The organism is Lactococcus sp. (assembly GCF_036648155.1).
Classification (GTDB): Bacteria; Bacillota; Bacilli; order Lactobacillales; family Streptococcaceae; genus Lactococcus; species Lactococcus cremoris.
In genome coordinates this window covers 70,246-82,674 of sequence record NZ_JAVXIY010000007.1, presented here as the reverse complement: position 1 = coordinate 82,674, position 12,429 = coordinate 70,246, and the positions used below count along the sequence as shown (strand labels likewise).

The window sequence follows — 12,429 nt, the reverse complement described above, 5'->3', positions numbered from 1 at the left end:
TTACTTACCTATTTATATTTTAAAAAATGTAATCATAGCTCGAACATCTATGATAATTTTCATAAAAAAAGAGAGTTTCTACAAGAACTCCACTTCTGATAGCATATCCAAACAGCAGCCTAATCAAATATAAATTGATTTCTGGTTACTATTTGCCCCCTCGATCTCGTAGTAAATTATTTTTTTCTCGTTCAAGCTTTTGAATTTCATTTTGCATAAGATTATTTTCAATACGATACCGTCGTTCTACTTGTTCCTTTTGCCGTACTGAAACTTCATTAATTGCTTGTTTCATCTTATTATTCTTCTTTTTTTCATCACCTTGGTCTAACTGTATATGATTAGATTCTTCTCGAAAAAAAATTTCATTAATTTTATCTTGATAAGTATCAATTTGATTTTGAAGAGCCCTTTTTTTCTGATGGAGGGTCATCACCTGATTTTCTTTCTCATGAATCATTCTGTCTAATTCCAAATAAGTGTCCTTATTTTTCTCTCTCAAAATTAAAACCTCCAAACTTATCGACTGAACAAAAAGGGATAAACAATCTGATTAAACTCTCAAATATCTTCTCATGATTATTTCATCCTCAAAAAAACAGCTTCTAAAAATTAAATTAGCATTTGGTCACTTTCCAAAATTCTTTATGTTTTAACTCAACTACTGCCAACCAATATTTTAAAAAAAAGAATTTTCTAATCTACTTCTCTATCCCTTTTTTTACCAAAGGCTATCTTATAATTACATTAATTTTACAAAAAAATCAATATTTTTGCAAATGCTCCCTTGTTTTTTAAAAGTGCGAGTAAGAAAACATTGAGCAATAATAGAGCAATAATATTAAATCATTCGAAAGAAGGGCAACTACTAAGCCAGTATGTTTGATGCCGTTTCTCTCTTTACACCCCTTTAACAAATGATCAAATAATTTAATTCATCGAGTCACACCTTTCACCCAAATCAAGGACTCAAAAATATGGAAACCGTGAGTTTCATAACATAATAAAGACACCGGAAAGTTCCAGTATCTTTTTTTCTAATTATTTTTATTCTTTAATAAGTTTACTGAAAGGAATTAAACCTTGGGTTTGGTATTCTTTCTCGAAAGCCTCAACAGCTTCTTCTCCGTAAATCGTTGAATCAAGTTTTAATTGTTCGACAGGCAAAGGACGATGGTCAAAAATATTGACATTAATGACAACTGGTCGATCAGTTCCTTTCGCTTTTGCAAAGGCCTCTTTCAGTTCTGACAAGTTATTGACATCAAATCCTACTGCACCCAAAGCTGCTGCCGAAGCTCCAAAATTTGCTCCAATCAAATCAATACCAGAGTGTGGTTGTTTGGCATCATCTTGTTCTGCTTCAATAAAGCCTAGGCTCTTATTAGTTAAAACAACATTAATGATTGGTAGATGGTATTTGACCTGAGTTAAAATATCAGGCATCACCATCGCCCAAGCTCCATCCCCAGAAATTGACCAAACTTGTCGGTTTGGATATTGAGACTTGGCCCCAATTGCTGCCGGCAAAGCATAGCCCATCGTAGCATACCAACCACTTGTCGTAAATCTTTGGTTTTTACTTGTATCAAGAAGTCGCATACCATCGATTGTTACATTTCCCACATCAACTTGGAAAATAGCATCATCAGTTGCCATTTCATTGATTGCTTTAAAGACTGGCTCTACTTCTAATGGTGAACTATCAATAAGCGAACGTTTTTCAAGCCATTCTACCCAATTTTCTTTGTCTGCTAAGGCTGCACGATACCAAGCCGTTTCTGGAAGTTGTTCTCCAATTTCCATTAATTTTTTTATGGTCAATTTAGCGTCAGCCAAAATGGCCAAATCAACTTGATGACGACGTCCAAATTTAGTTCCGTCAATGTCAACTTGAATATATTTGGCATCTTCAGGGATAAAGAAACTTTGGAAAGGCATATCTGAGCCTAAGAATAGTACAGCATCAGTATTAGAGGCAATCTCTACCCCCGGTTTAGAAGCAACCCGTCCAGCAGAGCCCATATATGCAGGCGCATTATCGGGAACTATTCCTTTAGCTAGAGCTGAGCTCAAAATTGGAGCTTGTAGCATTTTAGAAAGAGCTAAAACTTCTTCACGTGCTCCTCTTGTTCCTTGTCCGATATATATCAGGGGGTGTTTTGCTTCTTTTAGTATTTTCCAAGCTTGTTGAATTCTTTCACTATCAGGTTCTAAAGGTAGTGGCTTTTGATATAAGTTCGCACTAGAAATATAGTTGTCTTCAATTTCTTGCCAACCCAAATCTTTGGGAATTGTAATGACAGCCACACCTCGTTTAGCATAGGCTTGACGAATGGCTTCGTCAACTACCGCTGGCATTTGTTCTGCTGTCATTAATGTTCGATTATAAACACTAACATCAGCAAACATTGGATTTTCGTTTAACTCTTGGAAATAATTAGTGTTCATTGCACTCGTTGGAACTTGTCCAACTAAGGCAAGGACTGGAACATGATCGTATTGAGCGTCATATAAGCCATTTAATAAATGAACGGCTCCTGGTCCTGCCGAACCAAAGGTTACACCAATCTCTCCGGTTACTTTTGCTTCTCCGACAGCCGCTAAAGCCCCCACTTCTTCATGGCGAACTTGAATATAATTCAATGTGTCTTTTCGATTATATAATGCGTTCATTGTCGAATCAATTGATCCGCCGGGTAAACCGTAAATATTTTTGACACCCCAATCTTCAATAACTTTTAACATTGCATCTGCTGCATTTATTTTTGTCATGATTTTCTCCTTGATGTTCAATCTATCAATTACTAACGATGTTAACACTGCTTTAAAAAATACTAATTATTAAACATTCCCCTTTCATTTTTAGGTAAATAAAATACTTTCTAAGTAAATTATAGGTCAAAATAATCTAATTGTAAATTATTTGAGTCCTCCACTTTATTTTCTTAGTCTATCAGCAACAACTAAAAAAGAACCGTAAACTAAAAGTTACAGTTCTACTTGTTGATTCATTCAAAAATATCAGTCTAAACTTAAATGATTGATTAAGAACTTTATTAATCGGTCACGTTCTTCAATCCATTTTTCTCGATTATCCTTGAGATGTACACGGTTTGATAAAAAAACAACTGCTTTTTTGATGCGAGGATTAATTAATATAAAAGTTCCAGTGTATCCTGTATGAAGGAGCCAATCATTATTTTCAGCTGGTAAGTCCCAAGCTAAGCTCCTTTTTTTCGCTCCATCAGCATAATTTTTCAAAAGCTCTAAATATTTCTCTTCTCTAAAATAAGCTTGACTAAATAAAATCATATCAGATAAGGTTGAAAACAAGCCAGCAGAGCCACAATGATTTTTTAATACTTGAGCTTTAGGATCATGAACGGTCCCTAGCGAAATATTTTGACTTGTAGGTACAGCATTTTCTACTGGTCCAAAACTTGTTTGCTTCATTCCCCAGTTCTTGAAAATATTTTTATTAAAAATATAATCTAGACTTTCATCATAATATTCTTCCAATAAAAATCCTAATAAAATAAAATTAATATCAGTATATTTAAAGCTCTTATCATCAGTTACTCTAATCTGATTAATTGCTTCTGTCAGTTCAAAAGTCCCTAATTTGTCCCGATTGGGGATGTAGGGATCAATTCCAGAAGTATGTGTCAGTAACTGTCGCAGACTAACCGTGCTGTCAGTAAATTTGGCATAATATTTTTGAAGCGGCGCATCAAGTTCTAACTTTCCAGCAAGAACAAGGTCAATGACCGCCGTTCCGGTCCCAATCACTTTCGTAAGTGAGGCCAAATCCCATTTTTTTCCATGAGTCAAAGCGATAGGTTCAGGAATAAGAGCTGCTTTACCAAATAAATACTCAGAAACTTCTTCTCCCTCAAGAATTGCAAAATTAACACCAGGGAAAACATCACGCTCAAGATAATCTTCTATCATGGCTAAAAATTCTTGTTGATTTTTCATTTTATCCTCTGCTTCTTTTTCTTTTGAGCAAAAAAATCTGTCAAAATTTAACAGATTTTTTAAACGAACTTCTTATTTTACAAACCAAAGTTCAGCATGGTCAGGAACTTCTAAAGAAAAAGTTTTTGCTGGCGCATCGATGTAAGTTCCATTTGCTTCTGAAAATTGATTAGCAAAAGCTTTCAAATCAAAGTCTTTATCAATCATGAATATCAAAAATTCAAGGTCAAGAACCTCATCTGTCCCTGCAGTTAAATCTTCACTTTCTTCAACATTTAAGGTCAAAGTTACAAACGGAAATTCAATTTTACCATCAATCGCTTTAAGATCAAATACAGACTCATAAAATTCAATAATTGACTTGTCAGCAACATTTAAGTTCATTGCTGTAATTTCAAAGTCTGATAAACCTTTGAAATTTTTATCAAGATTGAGCTTAATTTCTGATTTATTAATTTCTGTCAGTGTTGGTAGGTCTGTCAGTGAATCCGAAGTTACCAAAAAAAGACCTGCTTCAGGAGAAAGAGCCGTAAAAGCAAGACCATTTTTTCCTTGATAAATTTTAGCAATTTTATCTAAGTTACGAACAATTAATTGTTCAATCTCAGATGAATTTGCTTTAATGACAGTCTGTCCGTGTTTTTTTAATCCTTCAACCGGACGAAAACCTGGTGATTCTTCTAATTGGAAACGATCTTTTTTCGCTTCATGTCCACCAAGCCATACCATTGCCCCTTCTTCTACCAATACCTTAAAGCCTAGAACTCCACGATAAAAATCTAAATTTTCTTCACGATGAAGAACACGATAGACAGGTTGAAAAGCGGTAATATGATTTATAATCTCGCTCATTTTAGCCTCCATTGATTACATTTACAAATAGCTACTCTTATTTTCGCAAATTTCAAAGAAATTATCAACGATTTATATCTTTAGTTTTTGTATGCCATACGCTTTTCTCCTACCAACGGCTTAATTTTGGCTCTTCTTCTGGCATGTTCAATAGAGGTTTTCTTAACATGTGTAATCAAGTTAATCAATTATTTTCTTGTCTTATCGTCTTTGTTAAAGAATAATTTTAAAAAAAACAAACATAATATTTTTGACTTATTTAATCCAATAATCAATGGGTACTTGTTATAAGTAATAAAATATTGAGTAAATCATCTTGGCTTTCCTACTTATTTTTCTGATATCAAATTTAAAATTAAAATAGTCAAATCACTCTTAAATGATGAAGTTCAGTCCCCTTAACCAAAATGTGATAAATTCCAAATTACAATATCAGTCACTAATTTTTTTAGCTCACCATGCTCAATTCCATAAGGAACTTTTATCGTTCCTTTGCTGCATTCATATTGTTGTTTGAGTACTTCTAAATGATTTTCAATAAAATTTGGTCTAGGATAAATTCCTAAATGATGCTTTTGAGGCTGAGCATAGATAAGTACCGTTTTTCCATTAAACCAAGCAGGCATTCCATAAGAAATACGCTCTTGGGCCTCAGGAAAAATTGATAAAACAGTTTCTCGAATCAATTTCATCAGCTGATTATTTATAAAAAACTCTTCAAACTCCATCATTAAACTCCTCTATTTCTTAGTCTAGCCCTTCTTATTTATGCTCTTCTCTCTTTTTATCGGGATGAATATTTTGTTTTACTGTGTAAGAATCTATGATAATTTTTATGACCCCCACTCGTTCCAAGGCTTTTTCAGGAATAGGGTCAAATGTTTTTCCTTTAGCCGCATGTGCCATCAAAAGATGCAAAGCATTTCTTTTTTCTTCTAAATCTTCAATAATTTTTGCCTCACCAAAACCGATTAAGCTTTGATAAGCATAAGAATATGTTGAAGCATTTTTATTGCCTTCAATGAGTTTATCGGGTTGATCCATTTCTACAGCAACTAAGGGATTTTCTCCAATCATCGAAACTTTTTTCCCTTCACTTGCTCCGTGGATATACAAGCTAAGAGCTTCGTCGTTCCATGAATAACCAAAATTTACTGGTACAACATAAGGATATTTTTCGCCATTTATAGCTATCCGAACAACTTCTACTTCATCAACAAATTTTTTGATTAAATCAATATCTGTCACTTGTCTTTTAGCTCTTCTCATTTGTTTATTTTCCTCTATTTTCGTTAATAAAACATTAAAAATCATCTCTATAGGCTGATTCATTGGGACAAAATTGCACTTAAAGTATATCAAAAAAATAAGAAATATAGAATTTATAACCTGTTTTATTCAGTATTTACACTTTATTTTATCCAAAATAACCTCCTAAATTTAATTATTTATAAAATAAAAATCACAGCAATTTACCGTGAGATCATTATCATTAAAAATCCTTCTTAACCAACTATCTAAAAAAAAAGCTTCATCAGTTTCATATTGAAATCTATAAGTTCCACTTGCTACTTTTTTATGAAAAAGGTATCTTCTTGCGCTATTGCGGTCTATTGAAAGTCTGTGCTATAATATTGACATGAATATAGAAAAGCTTCAGTTTTTAGCTAAATATCGTTGGATTATCGTCCTAATTTTAGCCTTAATTTTTTCAGGTCTATCTGTCAGTATTTTTCATTTACCATTTTTAATGACAGCCCTTGTTTTGTCAGTTATTGGACTCATTTTTGCCTATCACAAGTCTGTTTGGCTGGTCCTTTTTATCCTATCTAATCTCCCGATGTTAGTTAGCACAATTTTTGCTTCTCAGCATCATTTTTCAACTTTAGATACGATTATCTTTTTCATCATTTTCATTTTTACAATAATTAGCTCTTATTTGATTGCTCGCAAAGCTGAGCTCATTCCTAAGATAAGTTGGAAATATTTCCCACCGTTAAGAATTATACTTGGTTTTGTTTTGCTCTTTTTAGTTTCTATTTTGACAGGAATTTTCGCTCAAATCTTCAATCAAAGCCCAACAACAACTAACCAAGAATCACTAAATGAATTACAAAAAGTGATTCCTATAGCTGTCTTTGCTACTCAAACCCTTGCTGCAAGTTTTTTGGAAGAACTTGTTTATCGAGTAGGCATTTTTGAACTTATCTTTAAAAATCAAAAGTATTTTGCCTTTTTAACTGCCATGCTCCTGTTTGCATTCATGCATGGACCAACGGACGTTTACAGTTGGTTAACTTATGGACTGATGAGTCTTGTCCTTACTGGGCTCTATGCTAAGTATCGTAATTTTTATCTCAATATGAGTGTCCATTTCCTTTGGAATCTTTTTGGACTAGTCATTGCACTTATGGTCAAATAAAAAAATTACTGACAACTCTGTCAGTAATTTTTTTATTAAAGATAAATCATTTTAAATAATGCAACGGCTGCAAGTGATGCAAGAATTGGTGCCAAAACTGGAACCCATGCATACCACCATTTAGATGAACCTTTAGCTTCACCCAAAACTGATTTTGGTAAGAGACTGTGAACCAAACGTGGACCAAAGTCACGCGCCGGATTCAAACCAGGACCTGTAGGTCCACCAAGTGCAACTACGAGTCCCATAACAAGGAATCCTAGGAACAAGTGAGCAATCATTTTAGAAGCTGAAGCTCCTGAGGCTTGAACCCAAATTTGATTCATAACGTCTGATGAAGAAACATCTGCTCCTTGACCTTTCAAGTAGTTTGTCATCCAAGTAATTGATTGACTACCAAAGAAGATATTTGTCGCAGCAACCGCACCGAAGAACAATACAAATGAACCTAAGAACTCATTCAAGAAACCATTAATGGTTGCTCCCAAACGAGTTTTTTCACTGTTATCATCAACGTTGTCGATAGTTGAGAAAGTTCCAAGAATAGCATTTGGATTTTGTGTTTTAAGATAGTATGGACGATAAACCATAACGATTAATAATTGTCCAAACATCGCACCTAATACTTGCGCAATAATGTATTGAGCAACGTGTGCCCAAGGAAAAAGTCCTGAGGCTGCAAGTCCAAGTGTGAAAGCTGGGTTGATTTGTGAAGTAATATTACCAAAAGCAACTGCTGGCAACATTACGCCAAGTCCGTAACCCCAACCAATAATCATCCAAGATTGTGCGTGAGCTTTTGTACCTTTAAGTTCAACGTTAGCAACCGCACCATTACCCATAATAATGAGTAGGGCAGTTCCAACAAATTCAGTGATATATTTCACTGTCCATGTAACATCCATTTTTTATGGAACCCTCCAAAATTTGATTTTAATATAATAACCTCAGCTATTATACCAGAAAAGCACGTTTGCTTCAAATATTCATTGAAAATAGCGCGCCTTTAGTCTGATTAATCACTGAAAATTTGCTATAATTAAAAGAATTATCATGTTTATTACGGAGGATTTAAAATGCGCTTTAACCATTTTTCAATTGTTGACAAAAATTTTGATGAACAATTAGCAGAACTTGATCAGCTTGGTTTTCGTTGGTCTGTTTTTTGGGATGAAAAGAAAATCTTAAAAGATTTTCTCATTCAAAGTCCTAGTGATCTGACTGCTCTACAAGCAACTGCTGAATTAGATGTCATTGAATTTTTAAAATCCTCTATAGAACTTGATTGGGAAATTTTCTGGAATATTGCTTTGCAACTTCTTGATTTTGTACCAAACTTTGATTTTGAGATTGGCAAAGCTTTTGACTATGCAAAAAATAGCAACCTCCCTCAAATCGAAGCAGAAATGACCACAGAAAATATCATTTCTGCTTTCTACTACCTCCTTTGTACGCGTAGAAAAAATGGAATGATTTTAGTTGAACATTGGGTGTCAGAAGGACTGCTTCCTTTAGATAATCATTATCATTTTTTCAATGACAAATCGTTGGCAACCTTTGATTCTTCACTTCTTGAACGTGAAGTCCTTTGGGTTGAAAGTCCAGTCGATAGTGAACAACGGGGTGAAAATGATTTGATAAAAATTCAAATCATTCGTCCAAAAAGTACCGAAAAACTTCCAGTGGTAATGACGGCGAGTCCTTATCATTTAGGAATTAATGATAAAGCAAATGATTTAGCCTTACACGATATGAATGTAGAACTTGAAGAAAAAACCAGTCACGAAATTCATGTTGAACAAAAGCTCCCGCAAAAATTATCAGCGAAAGCAAAGGAACTTCCGATTGTTGACAAAGCTCCTTATCGTTTTACTCATGGTTGGACTTATTCTTTAAATGACTATTTCTTAACTCGAGGATTTGCCTCTATCTATGTGGCGGGTGTTGGGACTCGTTCTTCTGACGGCTTTCAAACCTCAGGCGATTACCAACAAATTTATAGTATGACAGCTGTCATTGACTGGTTGAACGGTCGAGCTCGTGCTTACACTTCTCGTAAAAAGACCCATGAAATTAAAGCCTCTTGGGCAAATGGTAAAGTGGCTATGACTGGAAAATCTTATCTGGGAACCATGGCTTATGGAGCCGCTACTACTGGAGTTGAAGGTCTAGAGGTTATCTTAGCCGAAGCTGGAATTTCTTCTTGGTATAATTATTACCGTGAAAATAGCCTTGTCCGCTCTCCTGGCGGTTTTCCTGGTGAAGATCTAGATGTTCTTGCTGCGCTCACTTATTCACGTAATCTTGATGGTGCTGATTTCTTAAAAGGTAATGCTGAATACGAAAAACGATTGGCAGAAATGACTACTGCTTTGGATCGCAAATCTGGTGATTACAATCAATTTTGGCATGACCGAAATTATCTGATAAATACTGACAAAGTTAAGGCTGATGTCTTAATTGTTCATGGACTCCAAGATTGGAATGTGACACCAGAGCAAGCCTATAATTTCTGGAAAGCTCTGCCAGAAGGTCATGCTAAACATGCCTTTTTACACCGTGGGGCTCATATTTATATGAATTCTTGGCAGTCCATTGATTTTTCTGAAACAATCAATGCTTATTTCTCTGCTAAATTATTAGATAGAGAATTGAATTTAAATCTCCCACCCGTTATTTTACAGGAAAATTCTAAAGATCAAGTCTGGTCAGCTGTCAGTAAATTTGGGGGCGATGACCAACTCAAACTCCCTCTTGGGAAAACGGCCGTTTCTTTTGCTCAATTTGAGAATCATTATGACGATGAGACTTTCAAAAAGTATTCTAAAGATTTTAATGTCTTTAAAAAAGACTTATTTGAAAACAAAGCCAATGAAGCTGTCATTGATTTAGAACTTCCGTCAATGCTGACAATTAATGGCCCAGTTGAGCTTGAACTCAGACTAAAATTAAATGACACGAAAGGCTTCTTGTCTGCCCAAATTCTTGACTTTGGTCAGAAAAAACGTTTGGCAGATAAAGCCAGAGTGAAAGATTTTAAAGTGCTTGACCGTGGCCGAAACTTCATGTTAGACGACTTAGTTGAACTCCCACTTGTTGAGAGCCCTTATCAGTTAGTCACTAAAGGCTTTACTAATCTCCAAAATCAAAATTTACTGACAGTCAGTGATTTAAAGGCTGACGAATGGTTTACAATAAAATTTGAACTACAGCCAACCATTTATCATTTAGAAAAAGCTGACAAGCTTCGGGTCATTCTCTATAGTACTGACTTTGAACATACGGTTCGTGATAATCGTAAAGTAACTTACGAGATTGATTTATCTCAATCTAAACTCATTATTCCTATTGAAAGTGTGAAAAAATAAGATGGCAATTATTGGAATTCTTGGAACTCCTTACAACACAGTTGAACGTTCTCCTTTTTGGTGGAACAAAGTAAGCTATACACGTCAATCTTTTATTGATGTTTTCCAGGAATTAGGTCACACTGTGATTATTCTTCCTGTTGACAAAGTCGAAAATATAAAAAATTATCTGCCATTGGTCGATAAAATTGTACTGACTGGTGGCGCTGATGTCAGTCCTTATCTCTATGGTGAGGAACCTCATGCTCAATTAGGAACGACTGACCCAATTCGTGACCGTTTTGAGCTTGCCGCAATTAAAGCTGCTCTAGAAGCGAATAAACCTATTCTTGGTGTATGTCGTGGCCTACAATTGCTCAATGTTTATTTTGGAGGAACTCTTTATCAAGACTTGAGCCTAACTTCAAGTCAGATAAAGCACCTCCAAAGTCCAACTCCCCAAGAAGTTCCGACACATCACATTAGCGTCGAAAAAGAAAGTTCTTTAGATTTTTTACCTGAAAATTACATGGTCAATTCTTTCCACCATCAAGTCATTAAGGATTTGGGTCAAGGCTTACAGGCCATTGCTCATGGAAATGATGGCTTAGTTGAAGCAATTGAAAATAAAGAAAAACATGTGCTGGCTGTTCAATGGCATCCAGAATGTACTTGGGAAACTGAGAATTTTGATAAGAAAATCTTTGAAATCTTCGCTAACGGAGACATCTAAAAGATATAAAACCATCATAAATCTTTTTTATGGTGGTTTTTTTAAGTTTATGTTAATATTATGTCTATATTAAAAATCAGCTGACCAACAACCAAATTTCTAATTTAATAATAAAGGTCAGCTGACAAAATTTCTGAGGAGAAATTGATATGAAAAAAATAAAATTATTGACTCTTGCAACACTTGGAATTGCCTCAATTGGCTTACTTGCTGCTTGCTCGTCAAAAGATAGTTCATCTTCTAAATCAACAGATAAAGTGACAACAGTAACCGTTGCAACTTCTGCCGCTTCTGTGCCTTATGAATACAGCGAAAATGGTAAAATGACTGGTTTTGAATATGATATTTTAAAAGCGGCTGATAAGGACATGAAAGATTATAAATTCGAGTTCAAAGTCTACGAAGATAGTGCGATTTTGGCTGCTTTAGATGGTGGTCGCGCACAAATTGCGGCAAATAATTTTGGTAAAACTAAAGCTCGTTCTGAAAAATATCTCTTTAGTTATCCTGTTCGTCAAGGAATTGATGCTATTTTCTCAACTTCTAAAGAAAACATCACTAAAATTTCCCAACTTGCTGGCAAAACAACAGAAATTCCTGCTGGAACAAACTATGGTGATATGTTTGAAAGTTGGAATAAAAACCATCCCGACAAAAAAATTGATGTTAAATATAGCCAACGTCCTTTAGCTGACCGTTTATCTGCAATAGCTAGTGGACAAATTGATTTTTTATTTGCCTCTAAAGCACCAGCAGAAAATTTAATCAGACAACATGCAATTACAGGTTTGGTTGATACTGTTCCCACAGACTTGAACAAACAATCTGAGTTTAAAACTTATGATTACTTTATCCTTGATAACAGTCAAACCAAATTACAAAAAGATTTGAATGCAGAGCTCAAAAAACTTTATGAAAACGGAACGCTGAAAGAACTCTCAGAAAAATATTTCCATGACAGCCATATTCCAGCTGCTGACCAATTCAAATAAACAAAAACTCGTCATTGACGAGTTTTTTATTTTACTGACAAAATCTTTTTCACAAATAAAAATCACTGACAGAATCTCGGAGCGGCGCTCTATTTTCTGTCA

At 34.7% G+C, this 12,429-nt stretch carries 11 protein-coding genes; 4 read left to right on the top strand and 7 right to left on the bottom strand.

The genetic code is table 11. From position 1 onward, the window contains the following. Positions 1-148: 148 nt before the first annotated feature. The 6 genes from RSC39_RS08245 to RSC39_RS08220 form a co-directional block, all read right to left on the bottom strand. A complete protein-coding gene (locus tag RSC39_RS08245) occupies positions 149-502 on the bottom strand; it encodes a hypothetical protein (RefSeq protein WP_063281223.1) in 354 nt (117 codons plus the stop codon). 545 nt (positions 503-1,047) lie between these two features. Continuing rightward, positions 1,048-2,775 (bottom strand): pyruvate oxidase, encoded by a 1,728-nt coding sequence (gene spxB / locus RSC39_RS08240; protein ID WP_332536428.1) that lies wholly within the window; start codon positions 2,773-2,775, stop codon positions 1,048-1,050. A 249-nt stretch (positions 2,776-3,024) separates the two neighbouring features. Next, on the bottom strand, positions 3,025-3,981 hold the full coding sequence (locus tag RSC39_RS08235) for a serine hydrolase domain-containing protein (RefSeq protein ID WP_332536426.1): 957 nt from the start codon (positions 3,979-3,981) through the stop codon (positions 3,025-3,027). 72 nt (positions 3,982-4,053) lie between these two features. Continuing rightward, positions 4,054-4,833 (bottom strand): CppA C-terminal domain-containing protein, encoded by a 780-nt coding sequence (locus RSC39_RS08230; protein WP_332536424.1) that lies wholly within the window; start codon positions 4,831-4,833, stop codon positions 4,054-4,056. Between the two features lie 398 nt (positions 4,834-5,231). Next, the gene (locus tag RSC39_RS08225) at positions 5,232-5,561 is read right to left on the bottom strand and encodes a DUF1801 domain-containing protein (RefSeq protein ID WP_063281227.1); all 330 of its coding nucleotides are present in this window, start codon (positions 5,559-5,561) and stop codon (positions 5,232-5,234) included. Between the two features lie 34 nt (positions 5,562-5,595). Next, on the bottom strand, positions 5,596-6,102 hold the full coding sequence (locus RSC39_RS08220) for a pyridoxamine 5'-phosphate oxidase family protein (RefSeq protein WP_063281228.1): 507 nt from the start codon (positions 6,100-6,102) through the stop codon (positions 5,596-5,598). Between the two features lie 370 nt (positions 6,103-6,472). Here RSC39_RS08220 and RSC39_RS08215 point away from each other — a divergent pair, with 370 nt between their 5' ends. Continuing rightward, positions 6,473-7,255 (top strand): CPBP family intramembrane glutamic endopeptidase, encoded by a 783-nt coding sequence (locus tag RSC39_RS08215; protein WP_332536421.1) that lies wholly within the window; start codon positions 6,473-6,475, stop codon positions 7,253-7,255. A 35-nt stretch (positions 7,256-7,290) separates the two neighbouring features. Here the strand turns inward: RSC39_RS08215 and gla are convergent, their stop codons facing one another. Next, positions 7,291-8,160: an aquaglyceroporin Gla gene (gla, locus tag RSC39_RS08210; RefSeq protein ID WP_011677122.1), complete on the bottom strand. Its 870-nt coding sequence runs from the start codon at positions 8,158-8,160 to the stop codon at positions 7,291-7,293. A gap of 171 nt (positions 8,161-8,331) precedes the next feature. On the opposite strand from gla, the gene RSC39_RS08205 reads away from it, so the two are divergent. From RSC39_RS08205 to RSC39_RS08195, 3 genes are all read left to right on the top strand, one after another. Continuing rightward, positions 8,332-10,623, top strand: coding sequence for a Xaa-Pro dipeptidyl-peptidase (locus RSC39_RS08205; RefSeq protein ID WP_332536419.1), 2,292 nt, complete (start codon positions 8,332-8,334; stop codon positions 10,621-10,623). Position 10,624: 1 nt separating this feature from the next. Further along, on the top strand, positions 10,625-11,335 hold the full coding sequence (locus RSC39_RS08200) for a gamma-glutamyl-gamma-aminobutyrate hydrolase family protein (RefSeq protein WP_332536417.1): 711 nt from the start codon (positions 10,625-10,627) through the stop codon (positions 11,333-11,335). Between the two features lie 149 nt (positions 11,336-11,484). Beyond that, positions 11,485-12,327: an amino acid ABC transporter substrate-binding protein gene (locus tag RSC39_RS08195; protein WP_043736223.1), complete on the top strand. Its 843-nt coding sequence runs from the start codon at positions 11,485-11,487 to the stop codon at positions 12,325-12,327. Positions 12,328-12,429: the final 102 nt, after the last annotated feature.

Coding starts and splice junctions, on each gene's coding strand:
- RSC39_RS08200 (WP_332536417.1), top strand. CDS start 10,625: ATGGCAATTATTGGAATTCTTGGAACTCCTTACAACACAGTTGAACGT.
- spxB (WP_332536428.1), bottom strand. CDS start 2,775: ATGACAAAAATAAATGCAGCAGATGCAATGTTAAAAGTTATTGAAGAT.
- RSC39_RS08205 (WP_332536419.1), top strand. CDS start 8,332: ATGCGCTTTAACCATTTTTCAATTGTTGACAAAAATTTTGATGAACAA.
- RSC39_RS08235 (WP_332536426.1), bottom strand. CDS start 3,981: ATGAAAAATCAACAAGAATTTTTAGCCATGATAGAAGATTATCTTGAG.
- RSC39_RS08230 (WP_332536424.1), bottom strand. CDS start 4,833: ATGAGCGAGATTATAAATCATATTACCGCTTTTCAACCTGTCTATCGT.
- RSC39_RS08215 (WP_332536421.1), top strand. CDS start 6,473: ATGAATATAGAAAAGCTTCAGTTTTTAGCTAAATATCGTTGGATTATC.
- RSC39_RS08195 (WP_043736223.1), top strand. CDS start 11,485: ATGAAAAAAATAAAATTATTGACTCTTGCAACACTTGGAATTGCCTCA.
- RSC39_RS08220 (WP_063281228.1), bottom strand. CDS start 6,102: ATGAGAAGAGCTAAAAGACAAGTGACAGATATTGATTTAATCAAAAAA.
- RSC39_RS08225 (WP_063281227.1), bottom strand. CDS start 5,561: ATGGAGTTTGAAGAGTTTTTTATAAATAATCAGCTGATGAAATTGATT.
- gla (WP_011677122.1), bottom strand. CDS start 8,160: ATGGATGTTACATGGACAGTGAAATATATCACTGAATTTGTTGGAACT.